Here is a 25,274-nt window from a genome sequence, read left to right on the forward strand (position 1 = left end):
CGAATGACCCGAGGAGGAAGAAATGCTGCCACTGTTCGAGATGCTGGCCAATGCCCAGAACGGCAATGGCATGGAAGCGCTGTCGCGCCAGTTCGGGCTGAGCCAGCAGCAAACGCAATCGGCTGTCGAAGCGCTGATGCCCGCGTTCAGCCAGGGACTCAAGCGCAACGCGTCCGACCCCTACGGCGTGGGGTCGTTCCTGCAGGCCATGGCGAGCGGCCAGCATGCGAAATATTTCGACGACGCTTCGCGCGCCTTCTCGCCACAAGGCGTCGATGAAGGCAATGGTATTCTGGGTCATTTGTTTGGCTCGAAGGACCTGTCGCGAGCGGTTGCCGGCCAAGCGGCACAGGCGACCGGCATCGGCCAGGACGTGCTCAAGCAGATGTTGCCGGTCATCGCCTCGATGATCATGGGCGGGCTGTTCAAGCAGTCGACCGGGCAGATGCAGGCGGCCAGCGGTTTCGGCGGCGGCAACAATCCGCTCGGCGACATCATCGAGCAGATGATGCGGCAATCTGGCGGGATGATGGGCGGAGGAACAGCGCCCCAACAGGCACCGCAGCAAACGCAAGCTCCCGATCCGTTCGACAACCCTTTCGGCAAGGTCTTGAAGGATATGTTCGGCGGCGGCCAGGCGCAGCCTCAGCCTACGCAACGTCAGCAAGCGCCGACGCAAAGCCCTTACGGCGACAATCCGCTTGGCAAGATCTTCGAAGAGATGCTTGGCGCCGGCAGCCAGACCGCGGCGCCGGAACCGCAGGCGCGCCAACAGGCACAGGAACAGGCGAACCCCAGCGGCCGGCCGAAGAACCCCTATGACGACCTATTCGGCAAGATGTTCGAGACGGGCCGGCAGCAGCGCGACGACTACCAAAAAGGCGTCGAGTCGATCTTCGACCAGTTCAACAAGGGTTTGGACCGATATCGCTAGGGGAGCAAGGGAGCAGGGCAATCAAAGCCCAACCTACTGCCCTACTGCCCAAAAAAATGCCCGGTCCTTGGGAGAACCGGGCAAACGTGCAGGCAAGGCCGGCGGGGACCGGCTGGGAGTGGGGAGCCTGCAAAACTCAAGCGACGCGGCGGGCCATGGCCTCGACATTTTCGCTGCGCGATTGCCTGATCGAGCGCAACCGGACGGTCGGATCGCTGGCGAACGGCAGGTCGACGGCGACGTGCAGGTCGCCACGGGTGAGGCCGACATCGGCCAATTCGGCGTCGGTCATCTCGCCGAGGCGATAGAAGGCGCGTCGATTTTTCCAGGCACGCAAGAGATCTGCGGCATAATTGACGATACGCATCGCATTCACCGGCCGAGCCGCGGAACGCGTCGTCTCAGTTGAATGGTCGAGCGTAGTCATTACGATCTCCTCTCAGATCGGGGACAAACGGGTCCCGTTCCGGTCGACGCTCCTTTTGCCGCCGCACCGGTTCCGATTCACATGCCTCATGTGGACGGTGCGAGAATGTCACCGGCGTATTGATTAATCCAACGAATGTTTCTAATCTTTACCATCAATGTTCATGATGGAAACGACGATGGCCGCTCCGCTCGATCTTGACCAGCTTCATACCTTCATCTCGATCGTCGATACCGGCAGCTTCACGCGCGCCGCAGACGAGGTGCACCGCACACAGTCGGCGGTGTCGATGCAGATGCGCCGCCTCGAGGACCGCATCGGCAAGGCCCTTTTCGAGAAGGACGGGCGAATGAACAAGCTGACCGAGGATGGCGAGCGCCTGTTGACCTACGCCAGGAGGCTTTTGCACCTTAACCGCGAAACTCTTGCCGCCTTCGACGACCGCGCTTTGGAAGGCACGATCCGGATCGGCGTGCCGGACGATTATGCCGACCGTTTCCTGCCCGAGATCATGGCGCGGTTCTCGCGCTCCAACCCGCGCGTCGAACTTTCGGTGCTGTGCGAACCCACGGTCAATCTTGCCGACCAGATCCGGCGCGGCAATCTCGACATCGCACTGGTGACCCAATGCGAAGAGACCAGGCCTGCCGAGATCGTGCGCAACGAACCGCTTCTCTGGGTCTCATCGGCGAGTCACATGGTGCATGAGGAAGAAATCCTGCCCATGGCCTTCGGCCGGCCGAACTGCCAGTGGCGGCGGACCGCGACCGAGACTCTCGACGCATCGGGGCGGCAATACCGGGTGTTGTTCACCAGCTGGTCGGCGACGGTCATTGCCGCGGCCGTACTTTCGGGACTCGCCGTTTCGGTGCTGGCCGAATGCGCATTGCGGCCCGGCATGCGCGTGCTGGGCGAAGCCGACGGCTTCAGCCCCCTGCCCGATTGCCGAATCGGCATAATGCGCGGCCATACCAGCCGGCCGGACATCGTCGATGCGCTTGCCCGCCATATCTCGGAAAGCCTCGACAACATTTCGGTGCCGACAACCGAAGAGACCGGCACGTTCGATTTCGCCGCCCTTGCAGCCGCACGTGGCCGCAGGCTGAGACCGAGCCACATCATGCCGGGATGGTAGCCATCAACTGATCGGCAAAGCTTGACGAGGAGTGCCCCCCGGCCCTCAATCGCGCCATGAACGAACTTGCCACCGAATCACGAACCAACGCTGCCGAATATACCGTCAGCGAAATCTCCGGCGCGCTGAAGCGCACTGTCGAAGACGCTTTCGGAAATGTCCGGGTTCGTGGCGAAATTTCCGGCTACCGTGGACCGCATTCCTCCGGCCATGCCTACTTCTCGCTGAAGGACGACCGCTCACGCATCGAAGCGGTGGTGTGGAAAGGCACGATGAGCCGGCTGAAATTCCGTCCCGAAGAAGGGATGGAGGTGATCGCCACCGGCAAGCTGACGACCTATCCCGGCTCTTCGAAATACCAGATCGTCATCGACGGCCTGGAACCGGCCGGCGCCGGCGCGCTGATGGCGCTGCTCGAGGAGCGCAAGCGCAAGCTCGCCGCCGAAGGCCTGTTCGACGACAGCCGCAAGCGACCTCTGCCGTTCATGCCGCTGGTCATCGGCGTGGTGACATCGCCGACGGGTGCGGTCATCCGCGACATCATCCACCGCATCAAGGATCGCTTTCCGCTGCACGTGCTGGTCTGGCCGGTACGCGTGCAGGGCGAGACCTCGGGTGGAGAAGTCGCTGGTGCCGTCAACGGCTTCAATGCACTCGCCGATGACGGATTGATCGCACGGCCCGACCTGTTGATCGTGGCGCGCGGCGGCGGCAGTCTTGAAGACCTGTGGGGTTTCAACGACGAGGCGCTGATCCGCGCGGTTGCCGCTTCGCACATCCCGGTCATTTCGGCCGTTGGCCATGAGACCGACTGGACGCTCATCGACCTCGCAGCCGACAGGCGCGCGCCCACGCCTACCGGCGCGGCAGAGCTCGCGGTGCCCGTCAAAGCCGAGCTTGAGGCGACACTCGCCAATCTTGGCGCGAGGTTGCGCGGCGCCGTTTCTCGGATGATCGACAGGCGCAGCCAGGCCGTACGCGCAGCGGCACGGGCGTTGCCCACGCCCGACCAGTTGCTGGCGCTGCCACGCCGACGCTTTGACGAGGCGACGAGCCGCCTTGGCCGAGCGCTGACGGTTGCCACCGAGCGCAAGCGCGCGCGCCTTTCGGCAGTGCGGCTGTCGCCCGCGACGCTGTCGCGGCGGATCGGCGAAACGCGGCGTCATCTCGACCGTGACATGTTGCGGGCGGACGCGGCACTGCGGGCCATGGTGCGCGAAAGGCGCATCCGCTTTGATCGCACCCAAGGCCGTCTGTCGCCGGAACCTCTGGTTCGCCGCCAGGAGGCCTATGGCCATCAACTCGTGGCACTGGAGCGGCGCGGCACGCTGGCGATCGGGCGCAGGCTCGAACGGGCAAGGACTGGACTATCCCAGGCAGACCGGCTGTTGGCGACGCTGTCGCACAAGGCGGTGCTGGCGCGCGGTTTTGCGCTGGTGCGCGATAGCGACGGTGCCGTACTCAAGCGTGCGGCCGACTTGGCCACGGGCGCCTCGCTGTCGATCGAATTCGCTGACGGTACGGCAAATGCCATCGCCACCAGTGGCGACGCCAAGCCCAGGCAGGTGGCCAAGCCCGCTGCCAAAATCAAGGAACCCGGCAACCAGGGCAGCCTTTTCTAGTCACCTACTGGCTTGGAAAGTACCGGCGCGACGAGCGGCGAAACGAACGGCGCACTCCACGAGCCACCGACGAAGAAGGCTGTAGACTTTGGTGCCGGCGCGGTTGCGGTCGTCGGATCCCTGGCTTCGATGGCCCCCGACAAGGCCAGCCCGCGACCGACATAAGGCACGATGCCTGTCAGCCAGATGCGGTTGGTGGCGGTGCGTGCCTCGGCCTTGTCGATCTTGGCAACACCATTGGCGATCGTCGCCTTAAGCTCCACGCCGTCAACTGGCACCGTGCCGCCTGACACTTCGCCGAGAGAGAAGAAGCCCCCCTGTGAGGTGCGTTTCAAGAACGCCTGAAGATCGAGACCGGCTATGGCGCCGACGCCGAACGTGGCCGCCACAGAACCGTTGGCATTCTCAAGCAGAGCATTCCAGCTCACGCCAGGCCCGTTGAGGATGACAGACACGGTTCCGCGGCCGATAGGCACGATATGGCTCATGCCGGCGGCGGCACCAAAGGCACCACCATCGATGTCGGATGCCAGAAGCCGCATCTCGGCCTGCGTGCCACCGGCCTTGCGGTCAAAGCGAATGCTGGCCTGGACATTGCCGCCGAAGGCTTCGGCGTCGGAAATGTCGAATGCGGCCAACCCACCCTTTACCTGTGCGGTGGCCGCGACCTCGGCAAGAGCGATGGACCCGGCGGTTGCCTTCGTGGCCGAAAGCCGAAGATCGAGATTGACGCGGTCGGCGAAGCTTGTGTCGATCTGGGGCGCGCTGGAGCCATTGGCGGGAACCATTGGCGTAAAGGACGACGCAAAGGTCATGAGGTCGAGCGTGTCGAATGCAAGTGTGCCCGAGACCGACGGTACAGGACCAGCCAGCGACAGATCGAGGACCCCCATGCCCGGGTTTCCGTCGAGCGTGACCTGAGCGTTCTCGACCTTGAGACGCGAAAGGTCTCCAGTCACCTTTGAAGCGACAGAAATAGACCCGATTGGACTGCCCGGCAGGACGCCGGGCTGCGACCATTCCAGCATCCGCCGCAGTGAAGGTGCCGACAGCTTGACCTGACCTTCGACATGCTTGTCAGCCATCAGGCTGGCCGAGCCGTCGAATGAGGCCTCCACCGGCGCTGACTTGACCGAAGCGACGATGGGGGCCGTCCCTCCTGCGAAAAGCACCAGCGGGCGCGGCGAGGAGAGCTCGAGCGCCACCTGTTCGCCGCGCCAGACGCCGGTGGCGGTCAGCTTCCCGGCCTTGTTGAGCGCTGGCAGGCTGGCCTTGCCGGTGAGATCGCTCAGCACTTCGTCCTCGCCCTTGTCCGAGACCGAGACGACACGACCGTCGATGAATTCGACCGTGCCGAACTGGTCGGATGGCAAGCTGCTCAGATCCGGGTCGGCGGGATTTGCCGCAACGGCGGTCTGGGCGCGTTCGATTGCCCGGCTCAGTCGTCCGCCGCGCGAATGGGGCAATTCAAGGCCGCCATCGGCCAGGCGCTTGAGGCGCAGTGTCGGCCTGACGAAATGTGCATCTGAGAAATCGACGTTGCCGCTCAAGGCCGAGAGTGCCGACAGTTCGATCTCGACACGTTCGGCCTCGATGACCGGCGGGCCGCCGGCGTCTTCCCAGTCCGTCAACGTCACGTCGGTGAGGGTTGCCCGGAAGACCGGCCAGATCTCGATATCGGGCGTGCCGTCGATGGAAACGCGAAAGCCGCTCCACGCACTCATCTCGAAGGCGATGCGGTCCTTGACGATCTGGGTTGAAGCGACGAATGGCACGGCCGCAAGAACGATGGCGATCAAGACGGCTATGCCGACGATCGCCCAAATGCTGCGCCTGAACAGTGGTGATGGCATGTTGCCCTTATGCTGCCCGTGCTGCGCCGTTGTGGGAACCGGGTGTAACCGAGCTACACCGCATTTCAAGCCTTTGTGACCTTGCGATGACGTTTGCGCACAGCGCAATGGCGCAATTCGACATTTCCTTGATCTGCTGCAGTGCGACATGCATAACCATGCACGGTTCTGGGAGAGATGCCGATGACTGTTGAAACGCCGCTTTGGGTGCCGTCTGCGGAGCAGATCGCGGAGGCGCCGCTGACGGCGTTCATGACTGAGGCCAGCGAGCGTGCCGGGCAGGAGTTCTCGAGCTATGGCGACCTGCACGCCTGGTCGATCGAAGATCGCGAGGCTTTCTGGGACCTGGTGTGGGACTTCTGCGGGGTGACCGGCGACAAGGGCGGCCGCGTTCTGGTCGATGGCGACAAGATGCCCGGCGCTTCGTTCTTTGCCGATGCGACACTGAATTTCGCCGAAAATCTGCTGCGCCGCTCGGGCAACGCTGAGGCGATCGTCTTTCGCGGCGAAGACAAGGTCGAGCGCCGGCTGTCATGGGACGAGCTTGCGGCCTTGGTGTCGCGGCTGCAGCAGCTGTTTGTCTCGCTCGGCATCAGCAAGGGCGACCGGATCGCTGCGATGATGCCCAACATGCCCGAGACGGTGGCTGCCATGCTGGCCACGGCGTCGATCGGGGCGGTGTGGTCGTCATGCTCGCCGGATTTCGGCGAACAGGGCGTGCTTGACCGGTTCGGCCAGATCGAGCCGAAGATATTCATCGCCCCTGACGGTTACTGGTATGGCGGCAAGCACATCGAGGTCGGCCAAAAGATCGCGGCCGTTGCCGACAAGCTGCCCAGCGTGGCGAAGGTTCTGGTCGTCGACTATCTCGGCACGTCAGGCGATGTCGCAGCCGGCATCGCCAAGGCCGACGCACTCGAGGAGGCTCTGGCTCCGTTCGTGGCCAAGCCCGTCACTTTCGAGCAGCTGCCGTTTTCGCATCCACTCTACATCCTGTTTTCGTCCGGTACGACCGGCATTCCCAAATGCATCGTGCACTCGGCCGGCGGGGCGCTCCTCCAGCATCTCAAGGAGCATCGCCTGCATTCGGGACTGAAGGCGGGCGACCGCTTCTTCTATTTCACCACCTGCGGCTGGATGATGTGGAACTGGCTGGTCTCGGGTCTGGCTTCGGAAGCCACGCTCCTGCTTTATGACGGCTCACCCTTCCATCCCGATGGCAATGTTCTGTTCGACTTCGCCCAAGCCGAGGGCATGACCTATTTCGGCACCTCGGCGAAGTTCATCGATTCCGTGCGCAAAGCTGGCTTGCGGCCAATCGCCAGCCATGATCTGTCCACCGTGCGCACGATTTCGTCGACAGGCTCGCCGCTTTCGCCTGAGGATTTCCAGTTCGTCTACGACGGTATCAAGCGTGACATCCACCTCGCCTCGATATCCGGCGGCACCGACATCATGGGCTGCTTCGTACTCGGCGTGCCAACCGAGCCGGTCTGGGTCGGCGAGATACAGGGCCCCGGCCTCGGAATGGCGGTCGACGTCTGGGACGACAACGGCCACCCGGTGCGCGGCGAAAAGGGCGAACTCGTCTGCACCAAGGCGTTCCCGACCATGCCGATCGGCTTCTGGAACGACGCGGACGGGAAAAAGTACCACGCCGCCTATTTCGAGCGTTTCGACAACATCTGGTGCCATGGCGACTTCGCGGAGTGGACAGCCCATGGCGGCATGGTCATCCATGGCCGCTCGGACGCGACGCTCAACCCCGGCGGGGTGCGCATCGGCACCGCCGAGATCTACAACCAGGTCGAGCAGATGCCCGAGATCCTCGAAGCCATCTGCATCGGCCAGGACTGGGACGACGACGTGCGCGTGGTGTTGTTCGTGCGTCTGGCCACCGACATCGTTCTCGACGAGGAGTTGGAAAAGCGCATTCGCACCAAGATCCGCACTGGCGCGAGCCCGCGCCACGTACCGGCGCGCATCGTCGCTATCACCGACATTCCGCGCACCAAATCCGGCAAGATCACCGAACTTGCGGTCCGCGACATCGTCCATCACCGCGCCGTCAAGAACAAGGAAGCGCTCGCCAACCCCGAAGCGCTGGAGCTTTATCGCGACATCCCGGCGCTGCAGAAATGAGCACGGGACGGCGACATGCTTAATGAAAGATGAAGTGTAAATTTACCTAGACTTCAGGAGTGGTACACTTTCGTAAATTTTTCATTATCGCGGTAAGGAGCTGTTAATGTTCGGCGCCGATATTCGTGGCTAACTTGAGGGAGAAATCCCTTTCCTCGTCTCCGAGGTCAGCTCCTCAGCTCAAGTCCCCGTTGTAAACAGCATCTCCTTAAAGGCGCCCGTTCCGGCGCCTTTTCTTTTTGGGAAGGTGCTTAGAGCGAGGCCTCGGCGTCGCGTACAAGCGCGCCGGAAAGCAGCACCACCGGCACCATGGCCGTAATGATGATGACTATCGCCGCGACAGCCCCCTCCTCCGGCACGCCGCGCGAGGCGTTTTCATAGACATGGGTGGCAAGGGTGCTGAAGCCGAAGGGCCTGAGCAGGATCGTCGCCGACAACTCCTTGACGGTATCGACAAAGACCAGCACCGCAGCCGTCATGATGGCTGGCTTGAGCAGCGGCAGCAGCACGCTCGTGGCACTTTGCGCCGGCGTCTTGCCCAGGCTCCGCGCTGCTTCGTCGAGGCTTGCGGGCAGCTTTTCCATGCCCGAGCGAACAGCACCTTCGGCGAGCGCGACAAAGCGGATGGTGCAGGCAAGGATAACGGCTGCGGCCGAACCGGTGAGCAAGAGTCCGGTTGAAAAGCCAAGATAGGCGCGCGCGAAAGCGTCGACCGAATTGTCAAAGCGCGCGAGCACAAAAAGCAGACCGAGACCGAGAATGCCGCCGGGCAAGGCATAGCCCACGGAGGCCAACCGCACCGTGGCGGCCATGGCGCGGGTTTTCGACAGGCGCTGGGCGTTGAGCAGGAACAGTGCGATGGCGACGGTCAGCGTTGCCGTCAGCGAGGCCGTCATCAGGCTGTTGCCGAAGGCGCGCCCGACATCAGGCGAGGCGAACTGCTCAAGGCGGCGCGAGGCATATTGGCCGAATATTGTGATCGGCACGCCGAAGCCGCTGAGAATCGGCAATGCCACGGCAACTGGCATGGCGAAGCGCGTCCAGCCCTTCAGCGCCACCCGTGGCGGGTGAACCTTGAGATGGGTGCCGCGGCCGGCGTGAAAGCGCTGGCGCCGGCGTGCCCACTGCTCGGCGACGAGCAACAGCACCACGAGAACGAGCATAAGAAGCGCGATCTGCGCCCCGCCTTCCAGGCTGCCGCGGTTGAGCCAGGTGGTGTAGACCGCGACCGTCAGCGTGCGGACGCCGAAATATTCGGCAGCACCAATGTCGTTGATCGTCTCCATCAGCACCAGCGCCACGCCGGCAACGATGGCCGGACGTGCGACCGGCAGAAGTACGCGCCAGAACACCCGGCGCGGCCGCGCACCGAGCGTGCGCGCGACATCGGCGATGTTGCGGCCCTGCATGAGGAAAACGATGCGCGTGGTGAGATAGACGTAGGGATAGAGCACCGAGGCGAGCACGAAGGCGGTGCCCCAGGTCGAGCGGATGTCGGGGAACCAGTAGTCGCGGATTGTCTGGAAGCCGAAAATCGTCCGCACCAGGCTCTGAACCGGCCCCTGGTAGTGGAAGAATTCACCGAAGGCGTAGGCGGCGAGATAAGGCGGCACGGCAAGCGGCAGCACCAGCGCCCATGACAGGATACGACGGCAGGGGAAATCATAGGCAACGACAGCCCAGGCGCAGGCAACGCCCGCGACCGAGGTGAGCGCGGCAACCATGGCAAGAAGTGCAAGCGTCGTGCGCATTGCGCCCGGCAGGACGTTTGCAATCAGATGCGGCCAGTCCTCGCCGGTGCCGGAAAGCGCAACGAAGACAAGCGAAATGACCGGCAGGATGACAACGATTCCGACAGCAAGCGCCAGCGCGCCGATCAGGGGATGGCGCAGGCGCTTGACGGGCAAGGCTCGGGCGTTCGCGGCAAATGCCGTGTCTGAAACTCCACCTGCTCCGCCCGTTGTCGGCACGGCAAATCCCCTGTAACGCGGAAAAGCCGGGCCGATTGCCCGGCCCGGCTCTTCCTCAGTTCATGACCCGGCCTATCAGCTGCTCGGGCCGTCGTCGAGACCGACGCGGTCAACCATTTCGGACGCCGCCTTGCGGCCCTTGGCGATGTCGACCAGCGGCAGCGTGTCTGCCTTGAGCGTGCCGAACGCCTTGACCGTCTCGGACGGCTCCAGGCCCGGCTCGACCGGATACTCGTAGTTCTTCTCGGCGTAGACCTGCTGTGCTTCATGGCTGGCCAGGAAGCGGATCAGCTTTACGGCGTTGTCGCGGTTCGGCGCGTTCTTGGCGAGCGCGGCACCCGAGATGTTGACGTGGGTCAGGCCGTTCTCGAAGGTCGGGAAGAGGACGTTGATGGCGTTGCCCCATTCCTTTTCCTTCGGATCCTTCTCGTTGTTGCGCATCAGGCCGACATAGTAGGTGTTGCCAATGGCGATGTCGCATTCGCCGGCGGCAATTGCGCCAGCCTGCGGACGGTCGCCACCGTCCGGCTTCTTGGCCAGATTAGCCTTGAGACCCTTCATCCACTCTTCGGTCTTTTCCGGACCCCAATGCGCGATCGCGGCGGAGAAGAGCGCGAGATTGTAGTCGTGCTGGCCCGAGCGAATACAGATCTTGCCCTTCCACTTGGGATCGGCGAGGTCGGCATAGGTGATGGCGGTGTCCTTGACGCGGTCCTTCGAGGCATAGACGACGCGTGCGCGCTTGGTCACGCCGAACCAGTTGCCTTCAGGATCGCGATACTCGGCGGGCAGCAGCTTGTTGATCTCTTCATCGACCAGCGGCTGGGTGACGCCCTTTTCCTTGGCCGAGGTGAGACGGGCGATGTCGACGGTCATGATGACGTCGGCAGGCGAATTCTGCCCCTCAGCCTGGATGCGCTCCTCAAGACCCTTGTCGAGGAACAGCACTTCGGTCTTGATACCGGTGTCGGCCGTGAAGGCATCGAGAACCGGCTTGATCAGGTCGGGCTGACGATAGGTGTAGATGTTGACGACACCATCGGCGAGCGCCGACGTGGTGAAGAGCGCCGCAACCGCAAAAGCGTAGCCGGCAATCGCCGAGCGGGCGTTGTTGATCTTCATTTCTCTCTCCTGGCCAAAGGGGTCAAATTCCCTCGAGGAATAAGTCAAAGCCTCAGTTTGGAGGCTGCTTCCCCTATGGTCATTGTGAGGTATCCAGTCAAGTTTAAAGGTCAACCTTTTCAATAGTTTAGAACCGTTCTAAACTGGAATGTTTCGCACCGGATTCAATGACTTGTTCAACAAATGCTAACACAGCCGGGACCCGTTCACGCTATTGTGCGCAAAATGTCGCACCCGCCGGCAAACTGCTACTCGGCGAGAACCCGCGTCGAAGGGAATGTCACCTCCACCAGAGTGCCCTCGCCCGGCGTCGAAGCGATGGCAAAACGGGCGCGATTGGCCTCTACCATGGCCTTGGTCAGAGGCAGGCCGAGACCGGTTCCGTCGCCACGGGTGCGCTTGAGCGAATTGATCTGCTTGAACGGCTTCAGCGCCTGCTCGATCTCCGCCTGGCTCATGCCGATGCCGGTGTCGCGCACGCGCATGACGATATCACCAGAAGTCTCGTAGGCGGTGGAGACGATGACCTGGCCGCCAGCCTGGGTATAGCGCACCGCATTGGACAGGATGTTGAGCGCGATCTGGCGAATGCTGCGCCGGTCTGCAACGATCTCGGGAAGGCGCGAGGCGAAGCTTGAGCGGATGATAACACGTTCCCGGTTGGCCTGGGGCTGCATCATGGCCACGGTTTCGGCCAGCGTGTCGTTGAGTGACACTGCCTCGTAGTCCATCTCCTGCTGGCCAGCCTCGATCTTGGAAATGTCTAGCAGGTCGTTGACCAGATCGAGCACGTGGTTGCCCGAGCGGTTGATGTCGCGGAGATAGTCGCGGTAGCGGTCGTTGGCGACTGGGCCGAACTTCTCGTCGACCATCAATTCGGAAAAACCAATGATCGCGTTAAGCGGCGTGCGGATTTCGTGGCTGATGCGGGCAAGGAAGTCGGTCTTCTGCGACGACGAGCGCTCGGCCACGGCGCGCGCCTGGGTCAGTTCCTCCTCGGCCCGCTTCCATTGGGTGATGTCGCGAACCACCGCGCAAAAGCCGCTGTCGTTGGGCAGGCGGCCAATGGTCATGAACAGCGGTATGAAGCGCCCTTGCGCCTCGCGGCCGATGACCTCGCGGCCGTCGTTTAGCACGCTTGCGACGCCGTGTTCGGAAAGGCCAACAAGATAATCGCGCGCGGCGCGTTGGCTTTCGATGGCGAAAAGCGAATGGAACGGCTTGCCGGTGACCTCGTCGCTGTCGAAGCCGAACAGGGCTTCCGCTGGACGGCTGATCGAGCGGATTCCGCCGTCACGGTCGATCAACACGACGCCGTCAGTTGCCGTGTCGATGATGGTGCGCATTTCGGCAAGACGTTCTTCGAGTTCCGCGATCTGTTCGGAAGCATCCTCGACATCGTCATCAGCACTGATGCGACGCACGACCAGCATCAGCGCCTTGCCATCCTGCCACGGCACGGAACGCAGCACCGCCTCGATCGGAAATTCCTCGCCGGCGCGGGTCTTCAATCTGAGGTCATGATCGGAGCCCGGCTCGTCGCCGTAGCTTTCGGCAAACAACGCGTCGAGGCCACCGGCCTTTTCCAACTCGTCGACCGATTCGTAGCCGGTCAGGTCGAGAAACTCGGCGTTGGCATAATGCAGCACATCACCGGCATGAATGAGTACCGGCACGGGCAATTGTTCGAGAATTGGCGCGTCGACAGGCGTATCGCGACCGGCGGCGAAGGAAGGGATGACGTCTTCGGCACGCAACGGCGGCTTCTCGGGCTCGTCGCGTTCAACATCGGCTAGCTCGACGGTGGGACCGACCGGACGTATTGATGACAGCGCCACGACCTCGGCGGTCTCCAGTTTTTCTGCCGGCATCGCCCCACTGGAGCCTGGTGCCACGGTGGCGGCCGGCTCAGCTATCGCGTCATGGGCCTCGGACTCAGCGGACACATGCTCGGCGATCTCAGCCGCGGCGGCTTCCGAATAAGCTGCGATCTCGGCTGATGCCGCTTCGCCGTTGTTCTCTGCGATGGGCTCCTCAGCAGCATCGACATCAGTGGGCACTGACTGTTGCCTGGCGGCGACGATCTCGCTCGCGCGCTTCAACTTCTCGCCGATTTCGCGGAATGCGCTGCGCTCGACGCTGGAAAGCCCCTTGCCGTTGGCAGGCTCCTCGGCAGCGGCTGGCCGATGCTCGGCAAGCCGGATCACCTTGTCTGAATAGCGGCGGTCGTGCGTAGGCCCAACCTCTAGAGCAGGCACTTCCCCGGCGAAAGGATCGGTCTGAGGCTCGGTCCCGGCGGGAAGCTCCTCGGCAGGCTGTTGCGGAACTTCAGGCTGACTTGTTTCGAGTTGCTTGGCCTCAGGCTGTGCGACATCAGGCGGGCTGGCTTCTGTGACGGGCGATTCGGTCGCTACTGGCACAACCGAAGCAGGCTGCTCAGCGGTGCCCTCGCCTTTCGGCTCGGCCTCTTCGGGATGCTTGCCGTTGGGCACCAGCGCCAGGCCGATACGCTCATGGTCAAGCACGGCTTCGCCGGGGCGCGCCACCCCAAAGCCGCGGAACCCTTCAAAGCTGCGGTCCCGGCCATAGACAGGCAAAGCTGCCAGGTCGACGGGAATACGCTTGTCGGATCCAGCGACTGGCCAAAGCACCGAGCGACCCGACCAGGTGTCGCGCCGTTGAAGCAGGCCTGCTATTTCGCCGGATGGGTCGAGTTCGAACGTGTTCGACACGTCCTGGAAGCGGCGTCCGACGACATCGGCGGCATGTTCGCCAACGACTGCGCCAAATTCCGGGGAAATCGCGCTGAAGCGGCCTTCGGCGTCGGTGCGCCAGACGAAGCGCACCGGAGCGGTGGAGCGCTCAAGCGCCGGCGCGGCTTGTGCCGGCTGGGCTTGCGCCGGCGAGGACTCGACAGGCTCAACTACGGTTGCCGGCACTTCGACCGGCTCCGGCGCAGCAACCAGTTCCGCAATCGGCTCTGCGTCAGAAGCCCGCTCGTCGGCCGGCGCCCCTGTCAGTGCTGAATTGACAGGTGTTTCGGCCTGCTTTGCAGCCATCGCCCGAATGGTCGCACCGGCCTGGCTTTCGCGCTCTTCGGGGCTGAAGTACCAATGATCGTGATCACCATCATCCTGAGGACGTGGCGTTTTTGGCGACGGCGCTTCGTCGCGTGGGCGTTCCGAGGCCGGCAGGGCTGGCGGGGTCGGGGTGATGGCTGCAGGCGCGACGATCTCTTGATCGGTTTCTTCAAACGCGTCGAGGCGCTCGTCGACGACCACCAGCAGATGCCGCGCCGGATCGTCAGCCAGCCGCGCCAGCCCGGCCGGCAGGTAGCCGCCGGTTGCGGGGATGGCCCGTTTGATGATGCGGTCTTGCTCGCGAGCGACGGCGGAAACCAGTCCGGCTAGCGTCGACGTGGCAATGCCGAGCTGGTCAAAGCCTTCGGTCGCGGCCTCGACCTCGCCGCCGCCATCTACGAAAGCGAGAAAGTGTCCCGGCTCGGTGAAGCCGCTGATGGCGTTCGCGGCAATGTTCTTGGTCCCGTGCAGGCCGGCTTGAGCTGCGGGAACGGCAAGCATGATCGCCGTTTCGCTGTCCGGCAGCCGGACCGCGCTCGCCACGAAGGCGACGGCGCTGCTGGTCATGCCCGAGGCAACGCGCACCATTATCGAGCGGTCGCGGCCAATGTCGGGGAATCCAGACGTGGCGGCAATCTGGCGGCGCGCAGCCATGCCCAGGCGCGACGGCGCACCGATCACCGCATCGATGTCGTCATAGCCAAGCACGGCAGCGCCGGGGCCATTGGCCCACAGCACCTGCTCGAGATCGACGGACAGCACGACGATAGCGTCACCGGCAGCGAAACGCTGCCTGACACGATCGACGACCGCGACGTCGATGAAGGAATAGGCTGCTGACGGCATTCACATAACCCGCAAGGCACGCATTCTCACAATTAATGCTTTGTTAATAAAAGCCGTCATCGCCAAGGTCTAGCAAACAGGTGGGTCCTAGCGGCATTATTCTCGCCACGTGGTTAACCCCATCGGATTAAAATGGTGCACTGCAACATTGATATTGCAATGCAGCATAATATGCCCTATATCGAGGATGCGAATAAACGAGACGGGTGACAACACCCCGTCCAGTCCACAGGGTGAGACAATGTCCAAGACCAAGACCGCAGAATTCGCAGATACCATTGAATTGCCGAGCTTTGACGTTTCCAAGGCAACCGACCAGTTCCGCGTCTTCGCCGAGAAGGGCGTCGAGCAGTCCAAGGAAGCCTACACCAAGCTCAAGTCTGGTGCCGAAGAGGCTCAGAAGACCCTCGAGAGCAGCTACGAGACCGCCCGCAGCGTGACCAACGAGTTGTCGCTCAAGGCTATTGCTGCGCTCCGCACCAATGCCGAGGCTGGTTTCTCCCATCTTGAAGCCCTGGCCGGCGCCAAGACGCTGTCGGAGATCGTCGAATTGCAGACCTCTTATCTGCGCAGCCGAGTCGAGCAGACCGTCGAGCAGGCCAAGGAATTCCAGGCAGTTGCCTCGAAGGCCGCCGAAGACGTTTCGAAGCCGGTCAAGACCGCTTTCGAAAAGGCACTGAAAGATCTCAAGGCCGCTTGATAGCGCCTGAACAGATACCCGGCGGGCGGTTCCTCCTCCCTCTGCCTGTCGGGCGAAGCGGCCAGCACCTCCTCCCGCTGGTCATCACAGGAAAAGGCCGGCTCCTCCCGCCGGCCTTTTTCTTTTTCCACGGCCGATTTCATCAGGCTGAAAGGCCCTGTAATCAAGGACTTCGCGACCCAGGCATAAATCGCCGCAGTGGAATATGCGCAAAGCTCTTGAAATGGGATGGAATTGTCCGTATGGACGCGGCATCAAAGCAAGGCACGCGGTTGTAGCTCAGTTGGTTAGAGCGCCGGATTGTGGATCCGGAGGTCGGTGGTTCGAGCCCACCCAACCGTACCATTTCTTCTCCAAATAGAATCAGCACCTGAGAGCGACGTCATGTGCCTGCAGTAGGCTCGTCGTGTCGAATTCATGTTGCAAGCCGATTCCCTTGGTTTCCAAGGGTTCCCGCAAGGCGACGGCTAATCCATGCGACATGGACGCAACATGGAACGTGCCGGCGGGAAAATGTTCCAGGCAGAGACAAAATAGCCTGAGCCGTGATTCGCCGTTGGCGTTGCCATACGAAAAGCCATCATACTAAAACGCAGAAAAAGCCCCGCCACTTTTGGGCAGCGGGGCGATCGCATGGCGGTAAGGCGGCACATTCCCTAGACCTTGAGCCAATATGCAGCTGCTGATACCGTTTCCAGCGCGGCCGCATTCTGTCCGCAGGCCGGCGCAGCTTTGGAAGACTCAGCCGGGAGGCGCCGGCCAAGTTGGGAGCCTTGGATGCAAGATCGCACCCCATCTGCCAGATTGATCGTCGTGGCGGCGTTCAATCGAGATACCGAAGGCGACCTTCAGCCTGCGTTCGATACCCGAAAAATGCAGAGCGAAGATGCCGCTGTGCGCTTGGCCAAGATGGTCGAAAGCGAGCATGCCGGCGTCATCGCCTAGTCTCGCGATGCCTGACATGGAACAAGGTTGCCTCGAAACGTATCCCGGTGTCCCGGCGACGCTCAGTTTCCCGTTCAAAGTCGCCCGGTTTCCAGCTGGTGTGGCGAGCGCCAGCGCGACTGCGATCGCAGAGATCGATGTTCAAAGCATACAAATTTCCTTTGCTGCAAATAGTGTCTCTGACCAGGGAATGGTTTGGTCGTCGGGACGTGAACCGGTCAGGTCCCGACGGCCATTTCTGAGCTACTGGATTTTTTCCAGGTCGCCGGGCTTCCAGCTCTGGTCAAAGAACGGTTCCTTCGGCCCATAAAGCCGGAGGATGGCGAAGAAGCCTTCGCCCGGCACCGTCTTCAGCCAGTTCTTTTCGTGTCCCTTGGGCGCTTCGGGTCCGAAATACATGTCGATCGAACCGTCGGCATTGGCCTCGGGCTTGTCCATCGTGTTGATCGAGGGGAACGCCTGCCCGTTCGCGAGGCCAGATGCCGTCTCGGGCCGATAGACGGTGACCGACCAGAAAATCCCGGCTGGAATATCCTTGGGCAAATGCAGCTTGTAGGCCTTGCTGCCCGACAGGGGATCACCGTCCGCATCGGTGAAGGCGACGGGGTATTTCGCACCCATGCCCGCCATGTTGACGGCCATCGCGGGACTTGCCGAATAGGCCAAGGCGAAGAAACCGGTCCGCAGATCAAGGTACTTGAACGACGGTCCAGTGAACTCGGTGTTTGCGGGGAACGGGTTCACCCACTGCCTGTCGCTGTACCAGCGCGTGTTCGGCACGATCTTGGGGGGATCGTAGGCAATGGCGCGGCCGATGCGGAACGCTGTCTTGCCGGCCTTGTCGAGGATTTCACGCGTATGTGCGTCGGGATTGAAAGGCTGGCCCTTGATGATACCGATGCTGGCAAGCATGCCGCGCATGTCGGCATCCACGGGGTCGGCATATTCGCTGTCGATGAAGCGCGATAGCATGTCGAACGCGCTGCCGTCGGTCGGATATAGCATGTTGGGCGACGCCTTGGACCCGTCGGGAAACTCCATGGGCTTGGCGCTGTCTTTTTTGCCCAGCGGATAGATCTTGGTCTTGGTGACGAGGTCGACAGGCTCGGACAGGTTTGCCGGATCCTTGAAAAATGCGCGCCAGAAGACGAAGACGTTATAGGTCCGCGACTTGTAGACGATGAAATCTTTCGGGATTTCACCCGTGTAGTCGGGCGGAATGATGAGATAGTTGGCACCTTTGCCCTTGTCCGGGCCGGGCAATCCCACATCGCCGCACCAGATGTCCTTGGAATAGGGCTCCGGATACCAGGTCTTCTCGGCCACGGGCTCGGGATTGCAGATCGGCCGCTGGAAGAAATCGTCGAGAATGCCCTGAAGGCCGGGCGGCACCTCAAGCACCATGGGCCCATCCTGCTTCAGGTCGAGATAGCCCATGGCGTAGATGACGTCGGAATTCGGGGTGGTGACTTGCGTATTGGCGTTGAGGCGCTCCTTCCACACCGGCAAGACATTGTAACCCTTGCCGAAGAGTTTTTCGGACCCTTCCTTCATGGCATAGATGTTTAGCGCCGGCTGCGCCCAGAGGTAGCTCTGGACCGCCCGCTGAAACAGCAACTCATCCTTGAGCTTGGCATTGTCTTCTTTCGAAAGATAACCTTCCGTCAGCGGAATCTTCGACAGGTCGTCGTATCTTGACGACTGTGCGTGCGCGGCTGCACTGGCACCGATCGCCACCAAGGCGAAAACCGCCCCCCGCAAGGCTTTGAACATATTGGCTTCCATACCTCATCTCCTGCTGCACCCCTAGGAGTGTCAGAGTAGATGGAGGCGCGCAACAACGACAAGCCAGTTACGGTTACACAGGGGTTATCGATAGACATTCATGATTTGCTCTTGCACGCCCGCTGGCCGACAAGCGAAGAGGGCGAATCGATTCGCCCTCTTCGCCACTCGCGCCCTTATTGCGGCATCAGCCGCTCAAGTTCGCCAAGTCGTTTCATTGCAGCCTGCTGCTGCAACCAGCCATAATTGATACCGCTGGCATTCAGCGTGCTGCCCGCCTGGAACGGGAACTTGTCGAAGTCGGTGAAGAAGTCCTTGATCTTGCCCTGAATGGGCACCAGCAGCCAGATGTTGCGCGCCAGGAATTCGGTGGCGCCGCCACCTTCGTCCATGCCTCGCTCGTAGGGATCCATGCGCAGATTGGCGATCAGGGCCCAACTCGGCACCTCACGCGTCGCCGTGGCAATGTTGCCGTGGCTGGCGATCGCGAAACTCAGTTTCCAGTCGTTCCAGCGGATAGCGTTGAGATTGCCGCCCTGGTCGAAATAATAGACGGTATCCCGCGGCGGCTCCTTCGCCTCGCCTTTCAGCAGAGCGGTCAAGTCATAGCCGTCGAGGTGGACCTTGAATGTCTTGCTCCCGGACTGGAAGCCCGTCTTCATCTGCTCCTTGATATCGGTGACGCCGACTGCCGTCGCAAAGGTCGGCATCCAGTCCATCAGTGTCACAGGTTCGTTGATCTCAGTACCCGGCTTCACCACGCCCGGCCAGCGCACCATCATCGGGATGCGGAAGCCGCCTTCCCAGGTCGTGCCCTTTTCGCCGTGGAACATCGTCTGCGCGCCGTCGGGCCACAGTGCGAGTTCGGCGCCGTTGTCAGTGGTGTAGAGCACGATCGTGTCGTCGGCGATGCCGAGGTCGTCAAGTTGCTGGAGGAGTTGGCCGACGTGCCCGTCATGCTCGACCATGCCATCGGCGTGGATGCCCTTCCCCGTTTTGCCAAGCGACTCCGGCTTCAGATGGGTGAAGACGTGCATTCGGGTCGAGTTGAACCATACAAAGAACGGTTTCTCGGCCTTGTGCTGACGGTCGATGAAATCCTTGGCGGCGGCGAGGAATTCTTCGTCTACGGTTTCCATGCGTTTGGTGTTGAGCGGCCCCGTATCTTCGATCTTTCCATCCGCGCTGGACTTGATGACTCCGCGGGGACCGAATTTCTTCAGAAATTCCGGGTCTTTCGGATAGAAGTAACCCTCCGGCTCCTCTTCGGCATTCAAGTGGTAGAGGTTGCCGAAAAACTCGTCGAAGCCGTGATTGGTCGGCAGGTGCTCGTCATGGTCACCGAGATGGTTCTTGCCGAACTGGCCCGTGGCATAGCCTTTGGACTTCATGACATCTGCAATGGTCGGCATCCACTCCTGGATACCGTGCGGATCGCCCGGCATGCCGATCGTCAAGAGGCCGGTACGGAACGGTTCCTGCCCGAGAATGAAGGAGGCACGTCCGGCTGTGCAGCTCTGCTGACCGTAAGAATCGGTGAAGATCGCACCTTCCTTGGCGATGCGGTCGATGTTGGGCGTGCGGTAGCCCATCAAACCCATCGTATAGGCACTGATTTGGGGGATACCGATGTCGTCGCCGAAGATGACGAGAATGTTCGGCGGCTTGCCGCTGGGGGTCGAACCCTGTTGTTGAGCCTGTGCTTTGGTCGTGGAGGCCATCGACCCCATGGCGCCGGCTGCCGCCAGTACGGTTCCCCCAAGTAGCACGCTGCGGCGGCTTACAGCTGCTGCGGCAGTTTCATCTTTTTCGGTAGAAACATCGTTGCGAAACACGCTCATCTTCTACTCCTGCATAATTGCAAATTTCGAATGCACGTGAACAACGCATCCCCCTATCCAGTATCGGCAATCGGGAGTTGCTTCCCCAACGTAAACATTACGGCGGCGTCGGCAAGCGCAGGTTTGCCCAACCGCAAAAAGCCCCCTCTCGGCAGCGGCCTGCTACCGGGTGCCAAAATGCAAAACGGCGCGCTTCGAGCGAAGCGCGCCGTTTTTTGTCCCAAGGGACAACAGGTCAGAATTGGCGGGGTTTTATTACCGGCAAGCAGCCTGGAACGTTACCGGGTTGCCGTTGCGGTCGTACATCGGACGGCCGCGGCTGTCCTGCTGGTGATACTGGCATTGGCCCGGGGCGGTGCCGGCACCGATCATGGCACCTGCGAGACCGCCGATGACCGCACCTGCAACGGTCGCGCCGGTGTTGCCGCCGATGGCCTGGCCGACGAGTGCGCCGCCCGCTGCGCCGACGGCGCCGCCGCCCAAGGCACGTTCCTGCGGGGTGTTACAGGCCGTTGCGGCCAGTGCGACGAAAGACAAAGCTGCGGCCGTAGCCATAAAACGCGTCATGAACCCTACTCCTCAAGATTATCGCCATGACGCTAACATGGCGACTTTGGCTTATCCAGTGGCATATCCTTGGAAAGCCTGACCTTTTCAGCCCTCCAAAATCGTTGCATTTGGTTCGCATCACCTGCGGCCCACCGTTGCTAGCGACAAGCCAGGCGTGCCCGATCATCCCCGCTGCGCGGCCTGCTCGTCGCGCAGCCGCTGCACCTCGCGCTGCTTGTTGACCAGCGACGCAGCAATGACGCCGACCGCGACGATACCGATCAGGATAGTACAGGCAGCGTTGATCTCGGGCGTCACACCAAGGCGGACCTGGCTGTAGATCTTCATCGGCAACGTTGTCGCGCCCGGGCCAGAAGTGAAGCTCGAGATAACCAGATCATCGATGGACAGCGTGAAGGCCAGCATCCAGCCGGAGATGATCGCCGGCAGGATCACCGGCAACGTGATCTGGAAGAAGGTTTTGACCGGCGGAGCCCCCAGATCCATCGCCGCCTCTTCGAGCGAGCGGTCGAAGGTGACCAGGCGCGACTGCACCACCACCGCGACAAAGCACATGGAAAAGGTGATGTGGGCGAGTGTCAGCGTGACGAAACCACGGTCGAGCCCGACCGCGACGAACAGCAACAGCAGCGACAGGCCGGTGATGACCTCGGGCATGACCAGCGGCGCAAATACCATGCCTGAAAACAATACCCTGCCGCGGAATCGTGTGTAGCGGGTAAGCGCCAAGGCGGCGAGCGTACCCAGTATAGTGGCGAGCGTTGCCGAGATCAGGCCGACGCGGATGGTCACCCATGCCGCATCCATCAGGCCCTGGTTGTGGAACAGCGAGACGTACCATTTGGTCGAGAACCCGCCCCAGACGGTGACGAGCTTCGATTCGTTGAAGGAAAAGATGACCAGCAAGACGATGGGCAGATAGAGGAAGGCAAAGCCCAAAACGATGGCCGTGATGTTGAAGCGACTCCAGCTCGAATTCATCTCAGCGCCCCTGTTCCTGGGCGCGTGCCTGCGCCTGCTGGAAGAACATGATCGGCACGACAAGCAGCAGAAGCAGGATGACAGCCACAGCCGATGAAACCGGCCAGTCGCGATTGGCGAAGAACTCGTTCCACAATGTCTTGCCGATCATCAATGTCTGCGAGCCACCGAGCAGGTCGGGAATAACGAACTCACCGACGGCCGGGATGAAGACCAAAAGGCAGCCGGCGATCACACCGGGTAGCGACAGCGGGAAGGTGACTTTCCAGAATGCGGAGATAGGCGTGCAGCCGAGGTCCTGCGCCGCCTCGATCAGCGAATAGTCCATCTTCTCGAGCGCCGAATAGAGCGGCAGGATCATGAACGGCAGATAGGAATAGACGATGCCGATGAAGATCGCCGTATGCGTGTTCAGGATCACCAGCGGCTGGTCGATGAGCCCGGTGGCGAGCAGGAACTGGTTGAGCAACCCTTCGGGCTTCAGGATGCCGATCCAGGCATAGACTCGGATCAGGAAACTGGTCCAGAACGGCAGGATGACCAGCATCAGCAGCGTCGGCCGGATGGTCGCCGGCGCGCGCGCCATGCCATAGGCGATGGGATAACCAACCAGCAGCGCAAGGAATGTCGATATCGCAGCGATGACGACGCTGGAGACATAGGCGTTGAAGTAGAGTGCGTCCTGCGTCAGCCAGATATAGTTGTCGAAGCTGAACTCGCCGAGCTGCGACATGAGGGCGGCAACGCCGTCGGAAAGGCTAAGGACCGGCGTATAAGGCGGCATGGCGATTGCCGTCGTCGACAGGGAAATCTTGAAGACGATGAAAAACGGGATGAGGAAGAAAAACAGCAGCCAGAGGTAAGGAATGATGATGACGAGGCGATCGGTGACGGCTGAGAGGGGGCGTTTCATCTCTCCACCTATCGCGTGAGAACGACGCCGGCGTCGTTGCGGAAGGAAATCCACGCCTTGTCGTCCCAGCTCAGCGGATCTTCGGTGGCGCGCGTCGCATTGAGCGAGCTCGCCTTGACCACCTGGCCGTTGCCGAGCTGGACATGGAAGATGGTCATGTCGCCGAGATAGGCGATGTCGTAAATTTCGCCTTCCATGACATTGTCGCCGCTCTCGGGCTTCTTCGACGAAACCTTGATCTTCTCCGGCCTGATGGCGAAGGCTACCTCGGTGCCCGCCGCGGCGTCGCCGGCGTTGGCAGTGCGGATGGTCAGGCCATTGGCGCCGGCGATGGTCGCGGCCGCACCGTTTCGGTCGGCGACCTTGCCTTCGAACATGTTGATGTTGCCAACGAAGTCGGCGACGAAACGCGAACCTGGCGCCTCGTAGACCTCGGCCGGCGTCGCCACCTGCATCACCTCGCCCTTGTCGAGGATGGCGATACGGTCAGCCATGGTCATGGCCTCTTCCTGGTCGTGGGTGACGACAACGAAAGTAAGGCCAAGCGTCTGCTGCAGGTCCATCAGCTCGAACTGGGTTTCCTCGCGCAGCTTCTTGTCGAGCGCGCCGAGTGGTTCATCAAGCAAAAGCACCTTCGGGCGCTTGGCAACCGCACGGGCAAGGGCAACGCGCTGGCGCTGGCCGCCCGACAGCTGGTGCGGCTTTCGCTTAGCGAACTGGCCAAGCTTGACCAGCTTGAGCATGTCGGCGACACGCTGTTCGATCTCGGCCTTGGGCATTCCGTCCTGCTTGAGGCCAAAGGCAATGTTCTGCTCGACCGTCATATGCGGGAACAGAGCGTAGGACTGGAACATCATGTTGACCGGCCGCCGGTAGGGCGGAATGCCGCGAAGATCCTGGCCATCGAGCAGGATCTGGCCTTCGGTCGGCTCTTCGAAACCCGCGAGCATGCGCAGCAGCGTCGACTTCCCGCAACCCGAGGCGCCAAGCAGCGCGAAGAACTCGCGCTCGTAGATCGACAGGGAGAGGTTGTTGACGGCGGTGAAGTCACCGAACCGCTTGGTAATGTTCTTGAATTGAATGTAGGGCTTGGCGTCAGGCTGGTTCCAGGGCGCAAAGTCCCTGCGGATATTGCCGAGCGATTTCATGTCCCCTCCGTCCTGCCCCGGGTGAAAAAATCCCGGCGCCGATGGCGCCGGGACGATCCCCAATAACTACTGCCCCGTGACGACCTTGGTCCAGCTGCGGGTCACCGCGCGCTGTGTCTTGGGATCGTAGGGCGCCACGGTGAAGAGTTTCGCCAGCATCGCCTCATCGGGGAAGATCGCCGGATCGCCAGCGATATCCTTGTCGATGAACGGCAGCGACGCCTTGTTGCCGTTGGCATAGAAGATGTAGTTGGACGCCTTGGCCGCGACTTCCGGCTTCATCATGTAGTTGATGAACTCGTGCGCTTCGGCAACGTGCTTGGCGTCGGCCGGGATCGCCATCTGGTCGAACCACATCTCCGCACCTTCCTTGGGGATGACGTAGTTGACCACAACACCCTGGTCTGCTTCCGCTGCGCGGTCGCGCGCCTGGAAGATGTCGCCGGACCAGCCGACGGCTAGGCAGATGTCACCATTGGCGAGCGCGTTGATGTATTCCGAGGAGTGGAACTTGCGGATCGACGGACGGATCTGGAGCAGTGCTTCTTCCGCCTTCGACAGGTCGTCGAGCGCGGTCGACTGCGGCTTGAGCCCGAGATAGTTCAGAGTGGTCGGGAAAATGTCGGTTGGAGAATCCAGGACATAGACGCCGCACTCGGCAAGCTTGGCGATCTGCTCGGGCTTGAAGACGACATCCCAGCTGTCGATCTTGTCGATGCCGAGCGCTTCCTTGACCTTCTTTTCATTGTAGCCGATGCCGACCGTGCCCCACATGTAGTTGACCGAGTACTCGTTGCCTGGGTCGTAGGCGGCAGTGCGCTCGCTGACCACGTCCCACATGTTGGTGAGATTGGGCAGCTTGGACTTGTCGAGCTTCTGGTAGACGCCCGCCTGGATCTGACGCGCCAGGAAGGGGCTGGCCGTCGGCACCACCACATCGTAGCCACTGCCGCCGGCGAGCAGCTTGGTTTCGAGAATCTCATTGGAATCGTAGACGTCGTAGACGACCTTGATGCCCGTTTCCTTGGTGAAGTCTTCGATGATCGAGGAGTCGATGTAGTCCGACCAGTTGTAGACGTTGACGACGCGCTCCTGGGCTGCGGCCGGGGTTGCGACAACGGCAATGAGGGCTGACGCAGCTGTCAGCCAAAGCGCTCTACGGTTCATGACATTCTCCTTTCGCGGACGCACCAATCCCGGCAGCATCCTGATCCCTGTGCAAATCTTGTGATGAAGGTAGCGCGCTTTCGCCGGCTTGCC

The 25,274-nt window shown here is 61.6% G+C and carries 18 protein-coding genes and 1 tRNA gene; 7 read left to right on the plus strand and 12 right to left on the minus strand.

Features of this window, described 5'->3' with window-relative positions; all coding sequences use genetic code 11:
- Positions 1–22 precede the first annotated feature (22 nt).
- Entirely contained in the window at positions 23–934 is a 912-nt protein-coding gene (locus C8K44_RS20355) for a DUF937 domain-containing protein (RefSeq protein ID WP_109577599.1), read from the plus strand.
- A gap of 136 nt (positions 935–1,070) precedes the next feature.
- Here the strand turns inward: C8K44_RS20355 and C8K44_RS20360 are convergent, their stop codons facing one another.
- Entirely contained in the window at positions 1,071–1,361 is a 291-nt protein-coding gene (locus C8K44_RS20360; protein WP_109577600.1) for a DUF1127 domain-containing protein, read from the minus strand.
- A 178-nt stretch (positions 1,362–1,539) separates the two neighbouring features.
- On the opposite strand from C8K44_RS20360, the gene C8K44_RS20365 reads away from it, so the two are divergent.
- Both C8K44_RS20365 and xseA read left to right on the plus strand, forming a co-directional pair.
- Positions 1,540–2,496, plus strand: coding sequence for a LysR substrate-binding domain-containing protein (locus C8K44_RS20365; RefSeq protein ID WP_109577673.1), 957 nt, complete (start codon positions 1,540–1,542; stop codon positions 2,494–2,496).
- A gap of 56 nt (positions 2,497–2,552) precedes the next feature.
- Entirely contained in the window at positions 2,553–4,118 is a 1,566-nt protein-coding gene (xseA, locus tag C8K44_RS20370; RefSeq protein WP_109577601.1) for an exodeoxyribonuclease VII large subunit, read from the plus strand.
- Here xseA and C8K44_RS20375 read toward each other — a convergent pair.
- Positions 4,115–5,971, minus strand: a complete 1,857-nt coding sequence (locus C8K44_RS20375) for an AsmA family protein (protein ID WP_109577602.1) — start codon at positions 5,969–5,971, stop codon at positions 4,115–4,117. The two genes, xseA and C8K44_RS20375, sit on opposite strands and share 4 nt — an antisense overlap.
- 183 nt (positions 5,972–6,154) lie before the next feature.
- Between C8K44_RS20375 and C8K44_RS20380 the strand changes: the two genes are divergently transcribed.
- The gene (locus tag C8K44_RS20380; protein ID WP_109577674.1) at positions 6,155–8,113 is read left to right on the plus strand and encodes an acetoacetate--CoA ligase; all 1,959 of its coding nucleotides are present in this window, start codon (positions 6,155–6,157) and stop codon (positions 8,111–8,113) included.
- A 251-nt stretch (positions 8,114–8,364) separates the two neighbouring features.
- Here C8K44_RS20380 and C8K44_RS20385 read toward each other — a convergent pair whose 3' ends face one another.
- The 3 genes from C8K44_RS20385 to C8K44_RS20395 form a co-directional block, all read right to left on the minus strand.
- The gene (locus C8K44_RS20385) at positions 8,365–10,083 is read right to left on the minus strand and encodes an iron ABC transporter permease (protein WP_109577603.1); all 1,719 of its coding nucleotides are present in this window, start codon (positions 10,081–10,083) and stop codon (positions 8,365–8,367) included.
- Between the two features lie 75 nt (positions 10,084–10,158).
- Positions 10,159–11,205, minus strand: a complete 1,047-nt coding sequence (locus tag C8K44_RS20390; protein ID WP_109577604.1) for a Fe(3+) ABC transporter substrate-binding protein — start codon at positions 11,203–11,205, stop codon at positions 10,159–10,161.
- Positions 11,206–11,453: 248 nt separating this feature from the next.
- Positions 11,454–15,131, minus strand: a complete 3,678-nt coding sequence (locus tag C8K44_RS20395; protein WP_109577605.1) for a PAS domain S-box protein — start codon at positions 15,129–15,131, stop codon at positions 11,454–11,456.
- Between the two features lie 241 nt (positions 15,132–15,372).
- Here C8K44_RS20395 and C8K44_RS20400 point away from each other — a divergent pair, with 241 nt between their 5' ends.
- The 3 genes from C8K44_RS20400 to C8K44_RS27570 all read left to right on the plus strand — a co-directional run bounded on the left by C8K44_RS20400 (position 15,373) and on the right by C8K44_RS27570 (position 16,776).
- Positions 15,373–15,831, plus strand: a complete 459-nt coding sequence (locus C8K44_RS20400; RefSeq protein WP_109577606.1) for a phasin — start codon at positions 15,373–15,375, stop codon at positions 15,829–15,831.
- A 268-nt stretch (positions 15,832–16,099) separates the two neighbouring features.
- Positions 16,100–16,176 (plus strand) — tRNA-His (locus C8K44_RS20405).
- 432 nt (positions 16,177–16,608) lie between these two features.
- Positions 16,609–16,776 (plus strand): hypothetical protein, encoded by a 168-nt coding sequence (locus C8K44_RS27570; protein ID WP_158282769.1) that lies wholly within the window; start codon positions 16,609–16,611, stop codon positions 16,774–16,776.
- Between the two features lie 243 nt (positions 16,777–17,019).
- Here the strand turns inward: C8K44_RS27570 and C8K44_RS20410 are convergent, their stop codons facing one another.
- From C8K44_RS20410 to C8K44_RS20440, 7 genes are all read right to left on the minus strand, one after another.
- Positions 17,020–18,561: a DUF1254 domain-containing protein gene (locus tag C8K44_RS20410; protein ID WP_245417569.1), complete on the minus strand. Its 1,542-nt coding sequence runs from the start codon at positions 18,559–18,561 to the stop codon at positions 17,020–17,022.
- A gap of 176 nt (positions 18,562–18,737) precedes the next feature.
- Positions 18,738–20,402, minus strand: a complete 1,665-nt coding sequence (locus C8K44_RS20415; protein ID WP_109577607.1) for an arylsulfatase — start codon at positions 20,400–20,402, stop codon at positions 18,738–18,740.
- 255 nt (positions 20,403–20,657) lie between these two features.
- Positions 20,658–20,969, minus strand: a complete 312-nt coding sequence (locus tag C8K44_RS20420; protein ID WP_109577608.1) for a hypothetical protein — start codon at positions 20,967–20,969, stop codon at positions 20,658–20,660.
- A gap of 165 nt (positions 20,970–21,134) precedes the next feature.
- Entirely contained in the window at positions 21,135–21,953 is an 819-nt protein-coding gene (locus C8K44_RS20425) for an ABC transporter permease subunit (RefSeq protein WP_109577609.1), read from the minus strand.
- Position 21,954: 1 nt separating this feature from the next.
- Positions 21,955–22,866 carry an ABC transporter permease subunit gene (locus C8K44_RS20430; protein ID WP_109577610.1) on the minus strand — a complete coding sequence of 304 codons (912 nt, stop codon included), beginning with the start codon at positions 22,864–22,866 and terminating at the stop codon, positions 21,955–21,957.
- Between the two features lie 8 nt (positions 22,867–22,874).
- Entirely contained in the window at positions 22,875–24,014 is a 1,140-nt protein-coding gene (locus C8K44_RS20435; RefSeq protein ID WP_109577611.1) for an ABC transporter ATP-binding protein, read from the minus strand.
- A 66-nt stretch (positions 24,015–24,080) separates the two neighbouring features.
- Entirely contained in the window at positions 24,081–25,181 is a 1,101-nt protein-coding gene (locus C8K44_RS20440; RefSeq protein ID WP_109577676.1) for a polyamine ABC transporter substrate-binding protein, read from the minus strand.
- Positions 25,182–25,274 lie beyond the last annotated feature (93 nt).

This window comes from Aminobacter sp. AP02 (genome assembly GCF_003148805.1).
Taxonomy (GTDB): Bacteria; Pseudomonadota; Alphaproteobacteria; order Rhizobiales; family Rhizobiaceae; genus Aminobacter.